Origin of the sequence: Dyella sp. (assembly GCF_036384435.1) — a bacterium.
GTDB lineage: Bacteria > Pseudomonadota > Gammaproteobacteria > Xanthomonadales > Rhodanobacteraceae > GSA-30.
In genome coordinates this window covers 15109-36250 of sequence record NZ_DASVMI010000102.1, presented here as the reverse complement: position 1 = coordinate 36250, position 21142 = coordinate 15109, and the positions used below count along the sequence as shown (strand labels likewise).

The 21142-nt window shown below is 60.7% G+C and carries 19 protein-coding genes; 8 read left to right on the top strand and 11 right to left on the bottom strand.

What is annotated here, in order from left to right:
• Positions 1 to 194 precede the first annotated feature (194 nt).
• The 6 genes from VF436_RS10340 (at position 195) to gyrA (ending at position 6912) form a co-directional block, all read left to right on the top strand.
• Positions 195 to 1259, top strand: a complete 1065-nt coding sequence (locus VF436_RS10340; RefSeq protein WP_330903939.1) for a poly(R)-hydroxyalkanoic acid synthase subunit PhaE — start codon at positions 195 to 197, stop codon at positions 1257 to 1259.
• 9 nt (positions 1260 to 1268) lie between these two features.
• Positions 1269 to 2336, top strand: a complete 1068-nt coding sequence (locus VF436_RS10335; RefSeq protein WP_330903938.1) for a class III poly(R)-hydroxyalkanoic acid synthase subunit PhaC — start codon at positions 1269 to 1271, stop codon at positions 2334 to 2336.
• Between the two features lie 20 nt (positions 2337 to 2356).
• A complete protein-coding gene (locus VF436_RS10330; protein WP_330903937.1) occupies positions 2357 to 2542 on the top strand; it encodes a PspC domain-containing protein in 186 nt (61 codons plus the stop codon).
• Positions 2543 to 2702: 160 nt separating this feature from the next.
• Positions 2703 to 3725 (top strand): S-methyl-5-thioribose-1-phosphate isomerase, encoded by a 1023-nt coding sequence (gene mtnA, locus VF436_RS10325; RefSeq protein ID WP_330903936.1) that lies wholly within the window; start codon positions 2703 to 2705, stop codon positions 3723 to 3725.
• Positions 3722 to 4132, top strand: coding sequence for a GtrA family protein (locus tag VF436_RS10320; RefSeq protein WP_330903935.1), 411 nt, complete (start codon positions 3722 to 3724; stop codon positions 4130 to 4132). Before mtnA ends, VF436_RS10320 begins: the two co-directional genes overlap by 4 nt.
• A gap of 137 nt (positions 4133 to 4269) precedes the next feature.
• Entirely contained in the window at positions 4270 to 6912 is a 2643-nt protein-coding gene (gyrA, locus tag VF436_RS10315) for a DNA gyrase subunit A (RefSeq protein ID WP_330903934.1), read from the top strand.
• A 120-nt stretch (positions 6913 to 7032) separates the two neighbouring features.
• On the opposite strand, the gene VF436_RS10310 is transcribed toward gyrA, so the two are convergent.
• Both VF436_RS10310 and VF436_RS10305 read right to left on the bottom strand, forming a co-directional pair.
• Entirely contained in the window at positions 7033 to 7314 is a 282-nt protein-coding gene (locus VF436_RS10310) for a hypothetical protein (protein ID WP_330903933.1), read from the bottom strand.
• Positions 7315 to 7524: 210 nt separating this feature from the next.
• Positions 7525 to 8001 (bottom strand): peroxiredoxin, encoded by a 477-nt coding sequence (locus VF436_RS10305; RefSeq protein WP_330903932.1) that lies wholly within the window; start codon positions 7999 to 8001, stop codon positions 7525 to 7527.
• Positions 8002 to 8138: 137 nt separating this feature from the next.
• Here VF436_RS10305 and VF436_RS10300 point away from each other — a divergent pair, with 137 nt between their 5' ends.
• The gene (locus tag VF436_RS10300; protein ID WP_330903931.1) at positions 8139 to 8588 is read left to right on the top strand and encodes an Hsp20/alpha crystallin family protein; all 450 of its coding nucleotides are present in this window, start codon (positions 8139 to 8141) and stop codon (positions 8586 to 8588) included.
• Between the two features lie 112 nt (positions 8589 to 8700).
• Positions 8701 to 9600, top strand: a complete 900-nt coding sequence (locus VF436_RS10295; RefSeq protein ID WP_330903930.1) for a DnaJ C-terminal domain-containing protein — start codon at positions 8701 to 8703, stop codon at positions 9598 to 9600.
• 160 nt (positions 9601 to 9760) lie between these two features.
• Here the strand turns inward: VF436_RS10295 and pilH are convergent, their stop codons facing one another.
• The 9 genes from pilH to VF436_RS10250 all read right to left on the bottom strand — a co-directional run bounded on the left by pilH (position 9761) and on the right by VF436_RS10250 (position 21137).
• Positions 9761 to 10126, bottom strand: a complete 366-nt coding sequence (gene pilH, locus VF436_RS10290) for a twitching motility response regulator PilH (RefSeq protein ID WP_330903929.1) — start codon at positions 10124 to 10126, stop codon at positions 9761 to 9763.
• Between the two features lie 71 nt (positions 10127 to 10197).
• Entirely contained in the window at positions 10198 to 11205 is a 1008-nt protein-coding gene (locus VF436_RS10285; protein ID WP_330903928.1) for a YhdH/YhfP family quinone oxidoreductase, read from the bottom strand.
• 9 nt (positions 11206 to 11214) lie between these two features.
• Entirely contained in the window at positions 11215 to 11811 is a 597-nt protein-coding gene (locus tag VF436_RS10280) for a TIGR00730 family Rossman fold protein (RefSeq protein WP_330903927.1), read from the bottom strand.
• 186 nt (positions 11812 to 11997) lie between these two features.
• On the bottom strand, positions 11998 to 13422 hold the full coding sequence (gene lpdA / locus VF436_RS10275) for a dihydrolipoyl dehydrogenase (protein WP_330903926.1): 1425 nt from the start codon (positions 13420 to 13422) through the stop codon (positions 11998 to 12000).
• A 138-nt stretch (positions 13423 to 13560) separates the two neighbouring features.
• Positions 13561 to 14757 carry a 2-oxoglutarate dehydrogenase complex dihydrolipoyllysine-residue succinyltransferase gene (gene odhB / locus VF436_RS10270; protein ID WP_330903925.1) on the bottom strand — a complete coding sequence of 399 codons (1197 nt, stop codon included), beginning with the start codon at positions 14755 to 14757 and terminating at the stop codon, positions 13561 to 13563.
• Positions 14758 to 14764: 7 nt separating this feature from the next.
• Positions 14765 to 17617 (bottom strand): 2-oxoglutarate dehydrogenase E1 component, encoded by a 2853-nt coding sequence (locus VF436_RS10265; RefSeq protein WP_330903924.1) that lies wholly within the window; start codon positions 17615 to 17617, stop codon positions 14765 to 14767.
• A gap of 389 nt (positions 17618 to 18006) precedes the next feature.
• Positions 18007 to 18954 carry a GNAT family N-acetyltransferase gene (locus VF436_RS10260; RefSeq protein ID WP_330903923.1) on the bottom strand — a complete coding sequence of 316 codons (948 nt, stop codon included), beginning with the start codon at positions 18952 to 18954 and terminating at the stop codon, positions 18007 to 18009.
• Positions 18954 to 20147, bottom strand: a complete 1194-nt coding sequence (locus VF436_RS10255) for a cupin domain-containing protein (protein WP_330903922.1) — start codon at positions 20145 to 20147, stop codon at positions 18954 to 18956. The genes VF436_RS10260 and VF436_RS10255 overlap by 1 nt, the downstream gene beginning before the upstream one ends.
• A 123-nt stretch (positions 20148 to 20270) precedes the next feature.
• Positions 20271 to 21137, bottom strand: a complete 867-nt coding sequence (locus VF436_RS10250; protein ID WP_330903921.1) for a hypothetical protein — start codon at positions 21135 to 21137, stop codon at positions 20271 to 20273.
• Between the last annotated feature and the right edge of the window lie 5 nt (positions 21138 to 21142).

Genomic DNA, 21142 nt, shown 5'->3' with positions numbered 1-21142 from the left:
TGTGTCACATGAAAAAAGCCCGGCAGTGATGCCGGGCTTTTTTTCTCGCCTGCTCCTATCAAGGGCGATCTACAAGTTGATGGCAAATCTGTGTATTCCCTCCCTCTGCCAATACGCGCTAAACAGCCCGAGGCAGCGTCAAAGCCTGTCACCCACATCCTGCTACCATTCGGCCACATGATGGAGGACGCTACATGAGCAATCAGGCGACGGATTTTCTCTCGAACTACCAGGCGCTCGCGCAGCAGTCCTGGGATGCATGGACACGCTACCTGCAACAACAGCCTGCGGCCGTGTCGCCGTTCGCCACGGCAGCGGGCAATCGTCCCGAAGATCTGCTCACGCGCAGCATGGCCGGTGCCAAGGCCTATGCTGATTGGTTGCGTAGTGCCAGCACCAGTGGACTGGGGCAGGGCGATGACTGGCAGCGACAGATGCAGAACCTGTTCGCTGGCCTTGGGGGCCAGCCGTTTACCCAGGCCTATGCCGGACTGGACAGCGCTTCGGCACACAGCTTTTTGCAACAGTGGCAAGATTGGTTGACTGCGCAATCGGGTATGAACCCGCTATCGGCGTTATCCGGTGCGATACCTAACATGCCCGGTATGCCAAGCTTGCCGGGCATGGCCGATTATGCCGCCTTCGGCTATACCCGTGAGCGGCAATTGCAGCAGCAGGCATTGGTCCATGCGATGCGCGAATACGCCGATATGGCCAGTCGCTACCAATCTCTCATTCAGAAAGCCAATGCTCAGGGTTTTGAGCGATTGCAGGAACACCTGGGCGATATGGCCAGGACTGACAAGCATGTCGAGTCGCTCAAGGCGCTGTATGACCTGTGGGTAGACGCGGCCGAGGAGTGCTATGCGCAAATTGCGCTGTCGGATGAATTCAAGCAAGTCTATGGTGCGATGGTGAATGCGCAGATGAAAGTGCGTCAGTTGCAGCAACAGCAACTGGAGGCAACCTGCCGCGAGCTTGGCCTGCCTACGCGCAGTGAAGTAACCGCCCTAGGCAAACGCCTGCAGGAACTGCGTCGTGAAATGCGCCAAGGCATGAACGCGCAAGCGCCCGCCGCCCACGAGGAGACCGACGCGCTGCGTGCGCAAGTGGCAGAGCTCAAGCGAAAGCTTGCCGCCGCTCAGAAAAAAACCGATCCAATCGTACCCAAGGCCGCGCCGAAGGCGCGCGTAGGTACGCCGAAGAAAACCGCCAAGAAGGCAGCCGCCGGTCGTACCGGTGCGCGTGGCAGCAAGTAAGGAGCCGCGATGAACCTTCCCCTGCAATTCGATCCGGCCAGCCTGCTCGCCGAAATGACGGCCTTCCAGAACAAGCTCAGTGCAGGTCTCACCAACCTGCGTGGCATGGCCGAGCCCGAATACGCCAATACGCCGCGCGAGGCGATCTATCGCGAAGACAAACTGACGGTCTGGCACTTCAGGGGTGATAAACCGCCGACGTCAAAAACTCCCTTGCTGATCGTCTATGCACTGGTCAATACCGCATGGATGACCGACCTGCAAGCTGATCGATCGCTGGTACGCAATCTGCTGGCACAAGGCGAGGACGTCTACCTGATCGACTGGGGCTATCCCGATGGTGCTGATCGCTGGTTGACGCTTGATGATTACATCAACGGTTATCTCGATCGCTGCATCGATGCCGTGCGTCAGCGCCATGAGCTGGATGCGATCAATATCCTGGGCATCTGCCAGGGAGGCGCATTCTCCCTGTGCTACACCGCCCTGCATCCGGAGAAGGTCAAGAATCTGATCACCATGGTTACGCCGGTGGATTTCCATACACCGGATAACATGCTCTCGCATTGGACGCGTCAGTTGGACGTGGACCTGTTCGTCGACACGCTCGGGAATATCCCGGCAGAGCTGATGAACTGGGTATACCTCACTCTTAAGCCGGTGCGTCTCAACCAGCAAAAATATATAGGCCTTGTCGATATCCTGGACAACCCGAAGGAACTGGAGAACTTCCTGCGCATGGAGCGGTGGATCTTCGACTCGCCCGATCAGGCTGGCGAAGCCTTCCGTCAATTCATCAAGGATTTCTATCAGGGCAACAAGCTGGTAGGTGGCAATCTGCATATCGGCGACCGCCAGGTCGACCTGGGCATGATCACCCAGCCCGTACTCAACATCTTTGCCGAGCAGGACCATCTGGTGCCACCTGATGCATCGCGTGCGCTGGGTCGGCACGTGGGCACCACCGATTACACGCAACTGGCGTTCAAGGGTGGCCACATCGGTATCTACGTCTCCGGCCGCGCACAGCGTGAAGTGCCGCCGGCGATCCACGAATGGCTGCGTTCGCGCGATTGATCCATGGCAGGAGGGGGAGCATGGTTAACGAGAAGCGCCTGACGCGTTCGAATAACAAGATGGTGGCGGGTGTCTGTGGAGGCCTTGCCCAATACCTGGGTTGGGATGCGACCATCGTCAGGATCCTCTGGATTGTGCTCACATTGATGGGCGGATCGGGTGTGCTGATCTATGTGATTCTGTGGCTGGTGATGCCCAGGAGCTGAAGATAGGAGAGGGGCGCGGGTCCGTTCGCGATACATGACCTGCAGTGTCGGCAAACACTGCCGCGAACTTTCGAGGCTAGCCCCTGGCGAGCCCTCGCTACCCCTCTTCCGTCTCCATGACACGCTCGTCCTGGCTGCGCCACGCCGCTAAACTAGTGGCATGACTACATCCAACGTTGCTTCCCACGACTCCATCCGCGCAGTGCAATGGCAGGGCGACCACCTGCGCCTGCTGGACCAGCGCCTGTTGCCTGGAGAAGAGCACTGGTTCGATTGCCGCGACTATGCTCAGGTAACCCAGGCCATCAAGGATTTGGCCGTGCGTGGCGCGCCAGCTATAGGCATCGCTGCCGCCTGGGGCGTGGTACTGGCTGCGCAGCAAGGGCAGCCGCTGGACGCCGCGCTAGCTACGTTGCGCGCGGCACGACCGACCGCTGTCAATTTGATGTGGGCGCTCGATCGCATGAAAGCGCGCATTGCAGCAGGTGCGGACGCAGCGATGCTGGAGCGTGAGGCACAGGCCATCCAGGACGAAGACCTGGCAGCCAATCGGCACATGGGTGAACTGGGTGCGGCGTTGATCGCCGCGCGCTCGGGCGTAATGACCCACTGCAATACTGGATCGCTCGCCACTGCCGGTTACGGCACAGCGCTTGGCGTAATCCGTGCCGGCGTTGCCGCGGGTCGTATCGAGCAGGTATTCGCTGGTGAGACGCGTCCGTGGCAGCAGGGGGCGCGCCTGACCATGTGGGAGCTCGTACGCGATGGTATTCCCGCCAAGCTGATCGCAGATTCGGCGGCCTCGCACTTGATGCGCTCAGGTGCAGTGCAGTGGGTCATCGTCGGTGCTGATCGCATCGCCGCCAACGGCGATACCGCCAATAAAATTGGCACCTATCAATTGGCTATCGCCGCACGCCACCATGGCGTGAAATTCATGGTGGTTGCACCCTCATCGACAGTGGACATGGCAACCGCCTCCGGTGACGACATCGAGATCGAGCTGCGTGATGCGACCGAACTGCTCGGCTTGGCTGGGCGGCGTACCGTGGTGGAGGGCGCCGATGCCTGGAATCCTGTATTCGATGTGACGCCGGCCGAATTGATCGATGCGATCGTGACCGAGCGTGGCGTCATCGAGCGCCCGACGGCGCGTGCCATGCAGGCCATGTTCGGCCTGTGAGACTACGTCAGGAACTGCTGCTGTTCGCCCTCGGCGGCATGCTCGGCCTCCTGATCGACGCTGGCACCGTGCAACTGCTGGTGGGTCTGGGCGACTGGAATCCATATCCTGCGCGCGTGATTTCCTTCCTGCTGGCCGCAACGGTCACCTGGTGGTGGAATCGACGCAAGACCTTTTCGCATCGTTCCAGTGGGCATTCTGCGCAAGCCGAATGGCTGCACTGGATGGGGTTGATGGCGGCCGGAGCTATCGTCAACTACGGCATTTTTGCGGCTTTGTTATGGACATTTCCGGCGCTGCGCGCGTGGCCAGCGCTGCCCACCGCCGCGGGCTCGGCAGTGGCTGCGGCGGTCAATTTCGCGACGGCACGCGGAATGCTTTTCAAGCGAGCCAAGACGCGTGCATAAGCTATTGATTTTAAATGGCAAAATAGTGTCATTTCAGCGGCATTCGTGATACACTGCCGCTACTGAATTTTCAGGTCGCTGAGGCACTCGCTCGGGGGGCGGTGCCGGCGGCCTTTTCTACGCCAGGGAACTGATTGATGGCAGAACTCGCCAAAGAAGTCATTCGCGTCAGCATCGAAGACGAAATGCGCCAGAGCTATCTCGATTACGCCATGAGCGTGATCGTGGGACGTGCGCTTCCCGATGTCCGCGATGGTCTTAAACCCGTGCATCGCCGCGTGCTTTATGCGATGAACGAACTGGGCAACGTGTGGAACAAGCCCTACAAGAAATCGGCCCGCGTGGTCGGTGACGTGATCGGTAAATACCATCCGCATGGTGATACGGCGGTCTACGATGCAATCGTCCGCATGGCCCAGCCCTTTTCCCTGCGCTACATGTTGATCGATGGCCAGGGTAACTTCGGTTCGGTCGATGGCGATAGCGCTGCGGCTATGCGTTATACCGAAGTGCGCATGTCCAAGCTCACTCACGAGTTGCTGGCCGATATCGACAAGGAAACCGTCGACTTCGGTCCCAATTACGACGAAAGTGAAAGTGAGCCGTTGGTGCTTCCCACCCGCGTGCCCAACCTGCTGATCAACGGTTCGGCAGGTATCGCGGTGGGCATGGCCACCAATGTGCCGCCTCACAATATCAACGAAGTGATTCACGCGACCATCGCGTTGATCGACGACCCGTCGTTGAGCATCGACGACCTGATGACCCATATCCCCGGTCCGGATTTTCCGACCGCCGGCATCATCAACGGTTCGTCCGGTATTGTGGAGGCTTACCGCACTGGCCGTGGTCGTATTCTGGTGCGTGCCAAGGCTGAGATCGAGACCGAATCCAACGGTCGCGAAACGATCATCGTCACCGAACTGCCTTACCAGGTGAACAAGGCCCGCTTGATCGAAAAGATCGCCGAGCTGGTCAAGGAAAAGCGCCTGGAAGGCATCAGCGAGCTGCGTGACGAGTCCGACAAGGACGGCATGCGTATGGTCATCGAGATTCGTCGCGATGCCATGGCCGATGTAGTGCTGAACAACCTGTTCCAGCAGACTCAGTTGCAGGTCACCTTCGGCATCAACATGGTGGCCCTGGTCGATGGCCGCCCGCAGTTGCTGAACCTCAAGGAGATCCTTGAGGCTTTCGTTCGTCATCGCCGCGAAGTGGTGACACGCCGTACCATTTTCGAGCTGCGCAAGGCACGCGATCGCGCGCATATCCTTGAAGGCCTGACGGTTGCTTTGGCCAACATCGACGAGATGATTGAGCTGATCCGCACATCGGCATCGCCTGCCGAGGCACGCGAGCGCATGATCGCGCGCAAGTGGCAGGCGGGTATGGTCAGCGCCATGCTCGCAGCTGCTGGTGCAGATATGTCGCGTCCAGAGAACCTCGACCCGCGCGCTGGCCTCAAGGGTGACGCGTATCAGCTTTCCGAAGTGCAGGCCGAAGAAATCCTGCGCATGCGCCTGAACCGTCTGACCGGCCTGGAACAAGACAAGCTGTCGGAGGAATACCGCGAAATCCTGGAGACCATCCGCGGCCTCATCGAAATCCTGGAAGATCCCGAACGCCTGCTCGCTGTGATCCGCGAGGAGTTGCAGAACGTTCTGGAGGAGTTCGGCGATACGCGTCGTACCGAAATCCAGCATTCGCAGGAAGATCTCAACGTTCTCGATCTCATTGCGCCCGAGGACGTGGTGGTAACGCTGTCGCACTCAGGTTACGTCAAGCGCCAGCCTGCCAGCACTTATCGTGCTCAGCGGCGTGGCGGCAAGGGGCGTTCGGCATCGGCATTGAAGGAAGAGGATTTCGTCGAACAATTGTGGGTAGTCAACACCCATGACACGCTGCTGACTTTTACCAGCACGGGCCGCGTCTACTGGTTGAATGTCTACCAGATGCCTGAGTCCGGTCCCAATACGCGTGGCAAGCCGATGATCAACTTGCTGCCGCTGTCCGCAGGCGAAAAGGTCCAGGCCGTACTGCCCGTGCATGAGTATGCCGAAGATCGATTCGTCTTCTTTGCTACTCGGCAGGGTACCGTGAAGAAGACTCCATTGACCGAGTTTGCCTTCCAATTGCAGAAGGGCAAGATCGCCATCAATCTCGATGAGGGTGATGCGCTGGTTGATGTGGCGCTGACCGATGGCAATAGCGATGTGCTGATGTTCGCCTCCAATGGCAAGGTCGTGCGTTTTGATGAGGGCGAAGTACGTTCGATGGGCCGCACCGCGACTGGCGTACGTGGTATGCGCCTGTCCGAGGAGTCGGAAGTCGTATCGCTGATTGTTGCAGCTGAGGGCGATATTCTCACAGCGACTGCACGCGGATATGGCAAGCGCACATCACTGGATGAATTCCCCAAGAAGGGACGAGGCACCCAGGGGGTGATTGGCATCCAGTGCTCTGAGCGTAATGGCGCTCTCGTCTCGGCAACCCAGGTGACGGAGGCGCACGAGCTGATGTTGATCTCCAATCAGGGGACGTTGGTACGCACACGTGTGGCCGAGATCTCGCAGCTTGGTCGTAACACCCAGGGTGTTACGCTGATTCGCTTGCCTGCCGATGAGGCTCTGGTAAGCGTGGTACGCCTTGATGCTGATGAGAGCAACCAGGACGAAGCTGTCGACGGTGCCGCCGATCTGCCGCCAGCGGATGAGGTTGCATCGGATACATCTGTCGCTGAGCCTCCGATGCCAGCATCGGATGATACGCCTGCAGAGTGATACCTATAGGTGTCATTGAAATAAAAAACCAGCCCATCGGCTGGTTTTTTATTTCGGATGATTATTGCGCCCACTTGCTTCGGCAGGCTCTGCTAAACAGGATTCTATCTATGCCAAAGATCAACGATAGACAACTGTCATTAACTGAGCATCGGTAGCGGCATATTGTGCGTAATAATCCAGAAGGGGGCTGGGAGCGACTAAGCGCGCCTTGCTCAACACCATGGTGTTCACGGTGGTCAGGCTCGGGGCAACAGGCTGCCCCGAGCCGGCAAACCGAACGGTAAGCGTCGGTTCGTAGACTGCGCCGCGGAAAGAAATAACGCCGGTTGATCCGGCAAGAACGCTACCCGAAATCAGTAGGCCTAGTGCCATCGTGGTTGCAAGAAAGGTTTTACGCATGGTGGGTCCCCAGATCAATTATTTGATTGATCAGGCGAACAAATTTGTCATGCATTTTTGTCCGCCCGGCGATCACGCGTGGCAAGACATGTCGGTGTCCTTTCCGAGCTTTGCATTGTCGGTGCTCGCGATATCATATTGCCGCAAAGCGCGAGCATTCGCCATGTCGTTAATGGCTCAGTGGCTTGACAGTGAAAGTAGCGCTAGCTATCAGATAACAGCGAGCATGGCCTCTGCGGTGGATACGCGAAGTTCACCAGGGGCTTCTAGGTGCAATTGTCGGACAATCCCGTTTTCTACATACATTGCAAAACGCCTTGCGCGTAAACCCATCCCATAAGCGCTTCCATCCAATTCCAGTCCCAGCGACCTGGTGAACTTGCCATTGCCATCGGCCAGCATGAGCAGCTCTGCCGGAGTCTGTTGATTGCGAGCCCATGCCTGCAAGACGTAGGCATCGTTGACCGCCAGGCACATCACTTGTAAGCCGCGAGAACGAAAATCATCCAGGTGCTTGATATATCCCGGGAGATGCTTGTTTGAACAGGTGGGAGTAAATGCGCCGGGCACGGCGAAAAGAATGGCTCGCTTATCGGCAAACAGCGTGGCCGTGTCGATGCGCTCTATGGTGTCGCCGGCCAGATGAATTTCGAGGTTGGGCAGGGAATCACCAATCTGAATGCTCATGGCTCACGCTTAAGGAAAGAAAAACAGGTGTTGATGCTAGCGCCGGGCTCGGCGGCTGTCGCCTTGAATTATCCACGCCGGAGCTTATTTACCAGAGCAGGCGGCAGCGGGCCGCAACACCATTTTAGGAGTTACCCATGAATCGTATTCCCTCGCATCTAGCCTGGAACGCACTTCGCAATATCGGTGACGTACGTCATGCGTTCGACCGCTTTGTTAGTGCGGATGAGGCCGCTTTAGCCTCGGTGCAAACGGGCCAGTGGGCTCCGCGTGTGGACATCATGGAAGAAGAGGGGCGTTTTGTGATCCTTGCGGACATTCCTGGTGTCGATCCGGCCACCATTGAAGTGAGCATGGACAAGAATGTGCTCAGTATCAAAGGCCAGCGCGATGCCCAGGACCAGCAGCAAGGCAAATTCACGCGAATTGAGCGCGCTCACGGCCGATTCCATCGCCGCTTTTCATTGCCCGACAGTGTCGAGGCGGAAGGTATCACCGCCAATGGCAAACATGGCGTGCTGGAAATCGTCATTCCCAAGCGCGCGGAAACCGCACCACGTCGTATCGCCATCAGCACCGCACATTGATCTGAGGCTGCGACCGGGGTGCCTTGCTCCGGTCGCGGTTGCGGGAAGTGCCTGTCGCGGAGATTATCCGCGATGGGCTTTAGGCGTTTGATGCAATGGCTGGGGAGTGGCAGTGGAATTCAAAGATTATTACGAGATCCTGGGTGTGAAGCCGGATGCAAGCGAGGCCGATATCAAAGCGGCGTACCGCAAGCTGGCACGAAAATATCACCCGGACAAGAACAAGGAAGCAGGGGCTGAGGACAAGTTCAAGGCGATCAATGAAGCCAATGAAGTGCTCCGCGATACGGAGAAGCGCCGGGCCTACGACCAGCTCCGGGCCGGCGGATACCGTGGCGGAGAGCAGTTTCGGCCACCGCCGGGGTGGGGCAACCAGGGCTTCGACTTTGGGGAAGGTGGCTCGGGCGACTTCAGCGATTTTTTCGAGAGCCTGTTCGGTGGCCGTGCGGGAGCAGCGCGCGGGACGGCGCGTCCGCGCCGGGGAGGCGATATTCAGGCGCAGGTACAGATCGACCTCAAGACGGCGTTCGACGGCGGCAAGACTCGCCTGGTGCTCCAGGATAGTCGTGGAGGTGAACGCACCCTGGAGGTGAAGATTCCAGCGGGTATTCAGCCCGGACAGGTGATTCGCCTGGGCGGGCAAGGGCATGCCGGCCAAGCTGGGGGAACCAACGGTGATCTCCTGCTTGAGGTCGGCATTCGGGATGATGCGCGTTTTCGCCTCGACGGGCGCAATATCATCCACGTATTGGCCCTGACCCCGTGGGAGGCTGCCCTGGGCGCCACCGTGCCGGTGCCAACGCTGGCCGGTACTGTCGATCTGCGTATCCCTGCGGGCTCCCAGTCCGGTCGCAAATTGCGTCTGAAAGGCCGAGGCATGCCAGGGCCAACTCCGGGAGACCAATTGGTGGAGCTCTCCATTCGGGTACCGGCGGCCGATACGCACGAGCAGAAGGCGGCTTATGAAGCCTTGAGGGAGCAGTTCGAGGGATTTGATCCCCGGGCGGCTTGAGAAGGCAAGGCTACCATTACGACGGAAGCGGACACGCTACGGCCAGAGGCTTTGTGAGGAGGTGTCTTGCACCCTCATATGCCGCCTTTCTGGAAGCATCGGCAGACAAAAGAAAAGCGCCCTGGGGCGCTTTTCTTTTCTACATCACAAAAGCTAGGCTTTATGCAGGCAACAGCGTCTTCAACGTAGCCACCAACTCGTCTTCCTTGATCGGCTTGGTCACATAGGCCTTTGCACCCTGGCGCATGCCCCAGACCTTATCGGTTTCCTGGTCCTTGGTCGTGACCAGGATGATCGGGATATGGGCGGTCGAGGGGTCTTTGCTGATGGTGCGGGTAGCCTGGAAGCCGTTGAGATTGGGCATGACCACATCCATCAGGATCAGATCGGGCATCTCACGCTTGGCCGCCTCTACGCCCGCGGCGCCGTCTTCGGCGGTGACGGTCTCGTGCCCGAGCTTTTCGACGATGCGCTTGATACCAAGCAACTGTGACGGCGAATCGTCGACGATCAGGATGCGTGCCATAAGGAAAGGTTTCCCCTTGTTGTTTTCAGATGATTCTAAGCTGCGTTTATCGCGGGTTTAAAGCGACTTGTCTAGGCCGTTTTGCCAATTCGCACCAGGGTACGACCAAAAGAGCCGCCTGCCAGCATGGTTTCGAAGACATCAGCGAGCCCTTCAAGCTCGACTTCACGCGTTGCGATACGGTCCAGATAGCGAGGCTTCCAGTCGGACGCCAGACGCTGCCAGACCTGCTCGCGGATGTCGCGAGCGGTCGCTGCTGTGGCCACGCCCAGCAGGTTGACGCCGCGAATGATGAATGGCATGACGGTGCTGTCGAACACCAGGCCCCCCGCATTGCCGCATACGGCTATGTTGCCGTAGGGCTGAACCAGCGGCAACAGACCACTCAGCATCTTGCCGCCGATATTGTCCAGTGCACCGCCAAAGCGTGCTGAATCCAGGGGCTTGCCGCTGAAGGCAAGCTGGTGGCGGTCGAGGCACTGGGAAGCGCCCAGTTCGCTCAGCGCGGCGAATTGGTCGGTCTTGCCACTGATGGCGTTCACTTCATAGCCAGCTCGGGTGTAGATATCGATCGCCAGCATGCCCACGCCGCCGGTGGCTCCGGTCACGGCGATGGGGCCGAGCGAGGGCGATTGGCGGTTGGCCTCCATCTGCAACAGGCCTAGGGCGGCCGTGAATCCCGCTGTGCCCAGGATCATGCTTTCGCGCAGGCTCAGGCCGGTGGGCAAGGGGATGGCCCATGCTGCGGGAAGGCGAATGTACTGGCTGTAGCCGCCATCGCGTGTTTCCGATAGCCCGCTGCCGGTGCATAGCACCGCATCGCCTTCCTGGAAAGCAGGGACGGTCGACGCTACTACGTGACCGGCCACGTCGATTCCGCCGTTCAGGGGATACTGGCGTAGAACCTTGCCTTTACCGGTCCCTGCGAGGGCATCCTTGTAGTTGACCGATGAGTAGGCCACCTCGACCAGCAACTCACCCGGACTCAGTGCCTGCATCTGAAGGGTTTCAATACCAGCACGATGGCCCGAGGCGGGGTCGTTATGGATGCGGAAAGCGCTAAATGCATCACGATTCATGTGATTTCCTCAAGCCTTGACGCTGCTGCTGTCGATCCATTTGGACGTATAGCCGTGTTCGTAGCCGCTCATCCAGTCGAACATCCTGTCGATGCCTTCACCGAACCAGATGCCGTCACGTTGTTCGCGACGCACGAAACCTTCCTCGACCATGTGGTCCATCATGTTCTGTAGCGGCGCATAGTAGCCGCGCACGTCGTAAAACGCGCATGGGTGTCGATGCAGCCCTAGTTGTGCCCAGGTCAGCATCTCGAACATCTCGTCCATCGTGCCGTAGCCGCCGGGTAGCGCGACAAAAGCGTCGGATAGCTCGAACATGCGTGTCTTGCGCTGATGCATAGTCTCGACCACCTGCAACTCGGTCAGTCCGGTATGGGCCACCTCGCGCTCGACCAGTTGGCGCGGGATCACGCCGATGACTTTGCCCCCGGCGGCTAGTACCGCATCGGCCACCGTGCCCATCAATCCCACCTTGCCGCCGCCATAAACCAGCGTGACGTTACGTTGAGCCATGGCTGTGCCCAGAGCTGTTGCCATGGCCGTGTATTCAGGATGCCTGCCGCTATTGGAGCCGCAGTAGACACAGAGGGCGGTGGGGTGGGGCATGATGCGGCTCCAGTAAAGGGCGGGATCCTGGGGAGGAAATAGTTCAGAGCAATGAGAAGTGAGGGGCAAGCATGTAGGCCCGGACGAGGCACTCTTCTCTCATTTCTTAGTGCTCTCCACTTACTTCTGAAAAAACACGGCCCGCTCATGTCACCACGAGCGGGCCGATGAGGGCGCACCGAAAAATCAGTTGCCCTTGTGGATTGCGCGCTTGTCTACCGAGAGCGCAGCTTCGTGCACGGCTTCGGACAGGGTCGGATGTGCGTGGACGATGCGGGCGAGGTCTTCGGCCGAGCCCTTGAATTCCATCGCCACGACGCATTCGGCGATCAGCTCGGAGGTGCCTGGACCGACCATGTGCACGCCAAGAATGCGGTCGGTTTCGGCGTGGGCGATCATCTTTACCTGGCCGATGGCCTCGTTCATCGCCACGGCGCGGCCGATGGCGGCGAACGGGAAGGTGCCGACCTTGTAAGGCACGCCTTCTTCCTTGAGCTGCTTCTCGGTCTTGCCGACCCAGGCGATTTCCGGCTCGGTGTAGATAACCCAGGGCATGGTGTCGTAGGCAACGTGACCGGCCTTGCCGGCGATCCATTCGGCTACGGCGATGCCTTCCTCGAAGCCCTTGTGTGCAAGCATCGGGCCGCGTACGGCGTCACCGACCGCCCATACGCCGTCCACGCCGGTATGGCAGTGCTCGTCCACCACGATGCGACCACGCTCATCCAGCTTCACGCCGCAATCGTCCGACAGGAGGTCGTCTGAATAGGCGCGGCGGCCAACGGCCACCAATAGCTTGTCCACGACCAGCTCATGGTCGCCATCCTTGTCGTTGTAGGTCAGGTGCACTTCGCTGCCCTTGACCTCGGCCTTGGACAACTTGGCACCCAGCTTGATGGCTAGGCCCTGCTTGGTGAATTCTTTCAGCGCGACCTTGGCGATGTCCGCATCGGCGGCGCCAAGGAAGTCCGGCAGCGCCTCCAGGATGGTCACTTCCGAGCCCATGCGGCGCCACACGCTGCCCAGTTCCAGGCCGATCACGCCTGCGCCGATCACACCCAGGCGCTTTGGCACTTCGTTGATGTCCAGCGCGCCGGCGTTGTCGATGATGAACTTGTTGTCGAACTTGGCGAACGGCAGTTCGATCGGCACCGAACCGGAAGCCAGGATCACATTGGTCGCGCTGATGGTCTGCTTGTCGCCATCGGCACCGGTGATCTGGACGTTGTTGCCCTTCAGCAGCTTGCCCTTGCCGAAGTAGCTGGTGATCTTGTTGGCCTTGAACAGTTGCGCCACGCCGCCGGTGAACTGCTTGACGATCTTGTCCTTGCGGCCGATGAAGGCGCCCAGGTCGACCTTCGCGCCTTCCACCGTGATGCCGTGGACCGGTAGGTTGTGCGCAATGTTGTAGAACTGCTTGGACGAATCGAGCAGCGCCTTGGACGGAATGCAGCCTACGTTGAGGCAGGTGCCGCCCAGCGCCTGCTTGCCGTCCTTGCCGGCAAAGGCGTCGATGCAGGCTGTCTTCAAGCCCAGTTGCGCGGCACGAATGGCCGCGTGGTAGCCGGCGGGGCCTCCACCGATGACGATAACGTCGAATTTCTCAGACATGAAACGGAGTCCTTTTTTGCGGGACTCGGGACCCGGGACTCGGAACTCGCAAGAGCACTAAGTCTCCCATATCGTCCCGAATCCGCGTGTTTTTTAGCCGAGTCCCGAGTCCCGAGTCCCGAGTCCCGGCTGAAAATGTTACAGCCCCAGCAACATCCGCTGCGGGTTTTCCAACTGGTTCTTGATGTCGACCAGGAACAGCACCGCGTCCTTGCCATCGATGATGCGATGGTCATAGGACAGCGCCAGGTACATCATCGGGGCGGCAATCACCTGACCGTTCTCGACGATGGCGCGCTCCTTGATGGTGTGCATGCCCAGGATCGCGCTCTGTGGCGGATTGACGATCGGGGTCGACAGCAGCGAGCCGAAGGTGCCCCCGTTGGTGATCGTGAATGTGCCGCCCTGCAGGTCGTCCAGCCCAAGCTTGCCGTCACGCGCTTTCTTGGCGTAGTTGACGATGCCCTTCTCGATGTCGGCGAAGCTCATGTCCTGCACGTCACGCAGCACCGGCGTCACCAGGCCCTTGTCGGTGGACACGGCGATCGAAATGTCCTGGAAGCCGTGGTAAACGATGTCGTTGCCATCGACCGAGGCGTTGATCACCGGATGGCGCTTGAGTGCTTCGGCGGCGGCCTTGACGAAGAAGCTCATGAAGCCGAGCTTGACGCCGTTGGTCTTTTCGAACTGCTCGCCCAGCGTCTTGCGCATCTTGGTGACTTCGGCGAGGTTTACTTCGTTGAACGAAGTGAGCATCGCGATCGAGTTCTTCGACTGCATCAGGCGCTCGGCGATACGTGCGCGGATACGCGTCATCGGTACGCGTTCTTCAGGGCGCGAGCCGGGAGTGGCTTTTGCGGGACTCGGGGACGCGGCGCCTGACTTCTGCGCATTGACCACATCTTCCTTGATGATGCGGCCATCGCGGCCCGAGCCGGATACGGCCGACGTATCGACCTTGCCTTCTTCGGCGGCGCGGCGTGCGGCTGGCGAGAGGTCGCCACTGGCTGCGGCGGGGCTGGCAGCCGGGGCGGCGGCAGGCGCCGGAGCGGCAACCTTTTCTTCCTTCGCGGCAGGGGCGGGGGCTGCAGCGGCGGCGCCTTCCTCAATGATGGCGATGACCTGCTGGCTGTTCACGGTGTCACCGGGCTGGAACTTCAGCTCCTTCAGCACGCCGTCGACGGGCGAGGGCACTTCCAGCACGACCTTGTCCGTTTCCAGGTCGACCAGGTTCTCGTCGCGCTTGACCGCTTCACCCGCCTGCTTATGCCAGGTGGCGATGGTGGCGTCGGAGACGGACTCAGGCAGGACGGGGACTTTGACTTCGATGGACATGCTTGTCTTACTCCGCGGAGTGGTCGGTGCCGACGGGCGCGGCCAGCGCCTGTTCGACGAGCGCCGTCTGTTCGGCGACATGGGTGTTGAGATGGCCGGCAGCCGGTGCTGCCGAGCGCGCGCGGCCTGCATAGGACAGGCTCTGCTTGGCGCCGACAACGGCCTGCAGGTGGTGACGGATCTGGAACCAGGCGCCCTGGTTCATCGGCTCTTCCTGGCACCAGATCACTTCCTTGGCGGAAGCGTACTTGTCCAGTTCGGCCTTCACTTCGGCGCGCGGGAACGGGTAGAGCTGCTCGACGCGCACGATGGCGACGTCGTTGATCTGGCGCTTCTCGGCTTCTTCGAGCAGGTCGTAGTAGACCTTGCCCGCGCACAGCACGACGCGCTTGACCTTCTTGGCCGGCAGATCGCGGTGCTCGCCGATCACCAGTTGGAAGCTGCCCTCGGCCAGTTCGTCCAGGGTCGACACGGCCAGCTTGTGGCGCAGCAGCGACTTGGGCGTCATTACGATCAGCGGCTTGCGCGTCGGGCGCAGCATCTGGCGACGGATCATGTGGAAGTCCTGCGCCGGGGTCGTCGGCACGCAGACCTGCATGTTTTCCATGGCGCACAGCTGCAGGAAGCGCTCAAGGCGGGCGGAGGAGTGTTCCGGACCTTGGCCTTCGTAGCCATGCGGCAGGTAGAGCGCCAGGCCGCACAGGCGATCCCATTTGGATTCGCCCGAGCTGATGAACTGGTCGATCACTACCTGGGCGCCGTTGGCGAAATCGCCGAACTGGCCTTCCCAGATATGCAGGGTGTAAGGATCGGTGGTCGAGTGACCGTATTCGAACGCCATCACCGCTTCCTCGCTGAGCAGCGAGTCGATCACTTCGACATCGGCATCGCTGCGCACGTTGGTAAGTGGCATGAAGGTATGGCCGTCCTTCTGGTCATGCAGCACGGCATGACGGTGGAAGAACGTACCGCGGCCCGAATCCTGGCCGACCATGCGCAGGTTGTACTTCTCGTCGATCAGCGTGGCATAGGCCAGGTTTTCGGCAAAACCCCAATCGCCCGGCTGTTCGCCCGCGGCCATCTTGCGGCGGTCGTCGTAGATCTTGGCGACGCGCGACTGCAGCGTGATGTCCTTGGGAAGGTCGAGGATCTTGTTGGCCAGCTCGATCAGCTTGGCCTTGGGCACGGTCGTATCGGTCGGCGTCGACAGCTTGCCGCCGATAAAGCGGCTCCAATCGACCGGGATGTCGTTGCGCAGATCTTCGGCTGTCGTGGCCAGTGTGCCGCCGGCCTCGAGGCGGTCACGATAGGCGTCGAACTGCTTTTGCGCGTCGCCTTCGGCAATCGTGCCTTCCTTGACCAGCTGCTGGGCATAAAGGTCGCGCGTGGTCGGACGCTTGCGGATGATCTGGTACATCACCGGCTGCGTCGCCGCCGGTTCATCGGCCTCGTTATGGCCGTGGCGGCGATAGCAGACCAGGTCGATCACCACATCCTTGCGAAATTCCTTGCGGAAATCGTAGGCAAGGCGGGTGGCCTGGATCACCGCTTCCGGGTCGTCGCCGTTCACGTGGAACACGGGTGCGTTGACCATCTTGGCCAGGTCGGTGCAATACAGCGTGGAGCGGGCGTCCTGCGGATTGGAGGTGGTAAAGCCCACCTGGTTGTTCACCACGATGTGCAGGCTGCCGCCGATCTTGAAGCCGCGGGCCTGCGACATGTTGAACAGCTCCATGTTCACGCCCTGGCCGGCCAGCGCCGCGTCGCCGTGCACCAGCACGGCCAGCGACTGCTTGCGTTCGGTGTCGCGACGGCGCGTCATGCGCGCATGCACGGAGCCAGCCACCACCGGATTGACGATTTCCAGATGTGATGGGTTGAACGCCAGCGCGACGTGCACACCGCCCTTGGGTGTCTTGACGTCGGCGGAGAAGCCCATGTGGTACTTCACGTCGCCGGAGTGAGCCGGATCGTCCGGGTGGTCCCACTTGCCTTCGAATTCGTTGAACAGCGTCTTGGGCGGCTTGCCGAGGATGTTGACCAGCACGTTCAAACGGCCGCGATGGGCCATGCCGATCACCACTTCCTTGATGCCATTGTCGCCGGCGGCGCGTACCACGTCGTCGACCATCGGGATCAGGCTGTCGCCGCCTTCGAGCGAGAAGCGCTTCTGGCCGACGTATTTGGTGTGCAGGTAGCGCTCCAGGCCTTCGGCGGCGGTGAGGCTGTCGAGCAGGTGCTGCTTGGCGTTCTTGTCCAGGCCGGCCGAACCATTGGCCTGCTCCAGGCGCGTATAGATCCAATTGCGCTGCTCGTGATTGCTGATGTGCATGAACTCGGCACCGATCGTGCCTGCATACACTTTCTTCAGCGCAGCCAGCAGGTCGCGCAGCTTCATGCGCGGGCCGGTACCGGCGAAGTTGTTGGTGTCGAACTCGGTGTCGAGGTCGGCGTCGGTCAGGCCGTGAAAGGCCAAGCCCAGATCCGGCGCTTCGAGCTTCTGGGTCAGGCCCAGCGGATCGAGGTCAGCGGCCAGATGGCCGCGCGAGCGGTAGGCCGTCAGCAGGCGCAACACGCCAGCCTGCTTGCGCGCGTGGGCGTCGTCGACGCTGCCGGCCACCACGCCGCCACCGCCGTTGACGTAGCGCTGCTTTTGCGCCGCCTCTATACGCGCAATGGCCGCGGTGTGGGACACGTCCCCCGACTCGCGGCCTTTGAAGGTCTGGAAATAGTGGTTCCACTCAGCGGGCACCGACGTGGTGTCGGCGAGCCAAGCTTCATACAGTTGTTCGACATAATCGGCGTTACCGCCAGCGAGTTGCGAGGATTCGAAGAACTCGCGGATCAGGTTTGTGCTCACGTCACCACCGGCAGGGAAGGGAGGCAGACAGCGCCCCGGCCCTGGGAGGACTGAAACGCTGGCGAAAAATCCTGTTAATTATAGCGCCGGGGTGCTGCGGCGCGGCAACCCGATTTGCAGAGAAAAGTGGGGATCGACCACGAAATTTCGAGTGTGGGCGGTGTAGACCTTGGTCGCAACGGCCATGACATTCCTGCAATTTCTGCTTTTCCGGACGTTGAGGCGGGCCTTTTTAGCCATCGTGACAGCGTTCAGTGGCGAGTCGGGTGGATCAGGAACGCTGTGGATGCTGACTGGGCCGTATGAGGCAGGCTTACACGCATGAGCGCGCTCCGCTTGAGGTCATGGGGTGGTTTGCGGCTTGACAAGCCGCGACGGTGGTTATGCGCTCAGATGCCAAGCGGGAGTAGGGCTGTAGCCGGTTCGGCTCGGTCCCAGACATCGTCGAAGTGCTGGCCAAGCGGCGCCTGGCCAGCACGATCAAGTGAAGCGGCGCGACCTTGCGGGCGCGAGGCTTCGGGCAGGAACAAGTAACCGCCGACATCGTTCAGCAGATAGGCGCTGGTGTAAGCCAGGTCGGTTTCTTCCGACGGCACCCGGATCGAGATCGTGCTGGACAAGCGCTGGGCCAAGGCGACCAGACGGTGGTTGTCGCGCAGTGCCGACTGCGGATCATGCAACAGCACCCGGATCTGGGCGCCACGACCGGAGGTGGCGATACGACGCAGTTCGTCCATCTCGGCAGCATGGGTATAGATGTCTACTGGCAACAGGGGCTGATAGATCATCAGGCGGTGCCGGCTATCGCGCAGCAGGGTCAACCGGCTGGTTGCCAATGCCTCGCGCGTCGCGGCCGGCAGCCATTTTTGTTCTGAAGCGGCCGGATGCGGGTCCTTGGCCCACAGAACCATGCGCATCCGGCGAAGCGGTATGCCGGCGAGGGCGAAAACATCGCCTTCGGCGACAAAGCCCTCGCGCGCATGCATGTCGTTGGCCTGCAGCGGGGCGTCCACAGTGACTTCGGGCCAGCCCAGACTGCGTGCCCTGGCCACCAGTTCACGCAGCAATGCCCGTTCTACGCCCTTGTCGCGCCAGTCACCGCGTACGGCCATGCAGCCGATCGTGTGTGCCTGGGTCATTCGCCCGCAGCCGACGGGACGGCCGTGGGCGTCCCGCGCCAGGACATGCACCGAGCGGTCGTCAAGATCGTCCCAAGCTTGCGTTTCAGGTGCCGATTGCGCGTAGCCAAGGATTTCCAGGCGCAGTTCCTTCAACGCCTCGCGATCGCTGGGCGTGGCCCAACTGGCGCTCTGTACATGGAAATCCTGTAGCTCCATCAGCGGGGACGCTTAGCCTTGCGCACGACCAGATGACCGTCGTTGATCAGCGCCAGCAGCAACGCCTGATCGGCTGCCGGCAGTTTTCGCGGCGGCTGTAACGAACGCTCGGTGCACAACTGCTCGGCTAGGTCCGCACTCGCCACGTATGCCTGCCCGTTGGCGTACAGGCTGCAACCACGCTTGCCGCGGCTCCAGGCCAGGCGGGACCAGGGATGGCGAAACAATTCGCAGCCGCCGTCGAGCAACTTGGTCAGTGCCGCGGCAGTCAGTTCGCGCTCCGGCAGCGCCGGTGCCTGCGCGATGCGGTAACGGGTGATGAAACGGCCGAACCAGTCGCGCAGGGTATCGTCATCCAGCGTGGCGGCGGTCGGCACGGATTGGCGAACACGGGCCAGTGCATGCTTGTCGATTTCGCCGATGCCCTTGACCGGCGCCAGGTCCGGATCGACGTAACGCTGGTCGTCGCTCATGCGTTCGGCCAGGTAATCGGCCAGGTCGCCGGTCAGTTCCGCCTGCGAAGGCGCGCGCATGCCGATCGAGAAGGTCATGCATGGACCGCCGAACGCCACGCCATCGTGCGGTACGCCTGGCGGCAGATACAGCATGTCGCCAGGCTCCAGCAGCCATTCGTGTGTCGGATCGAAAGTCTGTAACTGCTTGAGCTCGACATCGGGACGAAAATCCTTGGGAGCCTCCGGATCGTCGCTGATCGCCCAGTGCCGCTGGCCCAGCGCCTGCAAAAGGAATACATCGTACTGGTCGACATGGGCGCCCACACCACCTCCGGGTTCGGCATAGGAGATCATGATGTCGTCCACGCGCCAGGTGGGAAGGAAGCGAAATGATTCAAGCAGGGCGGCCACGTCGGCATCCCACTTGTCCACATCTTGCACCAGCAAAGTCCAATGGCTGTCTGGCGTGGCGGCGAAGTCGTCTTCGGTCAGGCCGGATTTCACGCTCCAGCGGTCGCGTTTTTCATCGTGCACGATCAGCCGCGACAGCGCGGTTTCCTCGCAGGCCAAGCCGGCCAGGTCGTCCGGCTCGATCGGTGGCACGAAACCTGGGAAAGCGTGGCGAATCAGCAGCGGTCGTTTCTGCCAGTAATCACGCAGAAACTGTGCCGGGCTCATGCCAAGAGGTTGCCGCGTCGAACCGCGGACTTCGATAGGGAGGGGCGCTTGCTTGCTCATCCCGGCATTGTAGAAGCGACTTCAGTCGCGATAAACCGCAGAGGCGAAACAGGCGGGCAAGGCCCCGTGTGAATCGGCCGGCTCAGGCGTCTTGGGCGACACAAAGCGCCTGCTTCGGGGATATCAGGGGCACGCCATGTCCCGATCTGCGGTATTGGCGAACTGGTGCTCGCAACGTTGCCTGATGCCAACCAGGCAACTGCTGATGGTGGCCTGGTCCTGCGGCAGCTTCTGGTGCGGCCGGCATACCGGCAATGGCATGGCTGCCTCCAGGCATTGCTGATCGGCGACGAGGCTGCCGATGCGCAGGCCATAACGGCAGCGGTTCCACGCCAGCGAACTGACCTTGGTATCGGTCTGCCATTGCCCCAGTTTCTGGAACGCATGCTGGTTGGCCTGGCGGCAGGCGTCGTCCTTGCAGTGCTCCAGGACAATGTCCAGTTGCATCTTGTCGTATGCGATCTTGTCGCCCTCGACATCGACGTCGCCAAGAATATGGGCCTGGCGCAGTTCGGTGAGCTGGGCGAGCTGGTCTGCCGAAAGCGGTGACTGCTCAAGGGAATCGCGCAATGTGCCGGCGACCGACTCGGCCATGGCCTTGCGTACGACGTCAGCCGAATCAGCGGGCGTCTGGTCGATCCTGCAATCGACCTGATCCGGTGACGAGGCGAAGCGTCCGGATAGAGAGATCGCGTGCCAGCCCTGACTACCTTTGTAGAAGCCCCAGGTGTAGACGTCGAGCGCGTCATCCGTGCCCTCGATACCGTCGCCGTCGTTCTTCAGCGCACACAGGTAGGCGGTATCTCCGTAGCGCACCAGGTCCTTGACCACGAACTTCACCGCCTCGCCCTGGCGAGCCGCATCCAGGATGGCTGCACGATCGGGATCGTTGTGATCCAGGTCGCGCGCCATGGCGCTACCGCTGAAACTGCCAAGCAGCATAAGTGTGCCGAGAATCCTGGAAAAGGCCGAGGAGGCATGTGCGAACATGAATC

Coding starts and splice junctions, on each gene's coding strand:
- VF436_RS10310 (WP_330903933.1), bottom strand. CDS start 7,314: ATGCGTAAAACCTTTCTTGCAACCACGATGGCACTAGGCCTACTGATT.
- VF436_RS10305 (WP_330903932.1), bottom strand. CDS start 8,001: ATGAGCATTCAGATTGGTGATTCCCTGCCCAACCTCGAAATTCATCTG.
- gyrA (WP_330903934.1), top strand. CDS start 4,270: ATGGCAGAACTCGCCAAAGAAGTCATTCGCGTCAGCATCGAAGACGAA.
- VF436_RS10280 (WP_330903927.1), bottom strand. CDS start 11,811: ATGCCCCACCCCACCGCCCTCTGTGTCTACTGCGGCTCCAATAGCGGC.
- mtnA (WP_330903936.1), top strand. CDS start 2,703: ATGACTACATCCAACGTTGCTTCCCACGACTCCATCCGCGCAGTGCAA.
- VF436_RS10335 (WP_330903938.1), top strand. CDS start 1,269: ATGAACCTTCCCCTGCAATTCGATCCGGCCAGCCTGCTCGCCGAAATG.
- VF436_RS10300 (WP_330903931.1), top strand. CDS start 8,139: ATGAATCGTATTCCCTCGCATCTAGCCTGGAACGCACTTCGCAATATC.
- VF436_RS10260 (WP_330903923.1), bottom strand. CDS start 18,954: ATGGAGCTACAGGATTTCCATGTACAGAGCGCCAGTTGGGCCACGCCC.
- VF436_RS10250 (WP_330903921.1), bottom strand. CDS start 21,137: ATGTTCGCACATGCCTCCTCGGCCTTTTCCAGGATTCTCGGCACACTT.
- lpdA (WP_330903926.1), bottom strand. CDS start 13,422: ATGTCTGAGAAATTCGACGTTATCGTCATCGGTGGAGGCCCCGCCGGC.
- pilH (WP_330903929.1), bottom strand. CDS start 10,126: ATGGCACGCATCCTGATCGTCGACGATTCGCCGTCACAGTTGCTTGGT.
- VF436_RS10285 (WP_330903928.1), bottom strand. CDS start 11,205: ATGAATCGTGATGCATTTAGCGCTTTCCGCATCCATAACGACCCCGCC.
- odhB (WP_330903925.1), bottom strand. CDS start 14,757: ATGTCCATCGAAGTCAAAGTCCCCGTCCTGCCTGAGTCCGTCTCCGAC.
- VF436_RS10255 (WP_330903922.1), bottom strand. CDS start 20,147: ATGAGCAAGCAAGCGCCCCTCCCTATCGAAGTCCGCGGTTCGACGCGG.
- VF436_RS10340 (WP_330903939.1), top strand. CDS start 195: ATGAGCAATCAGGCGACGGATTTTCTCTCGAACTACCAGGCGCTCGCG.
- VF436_RS10330 (WP_330903937.1), top strand. CDS start 2,357: ATGGTTAACGAGAAGCGCCTGACGCGTTCGAATAACAAGATGGTGGCG.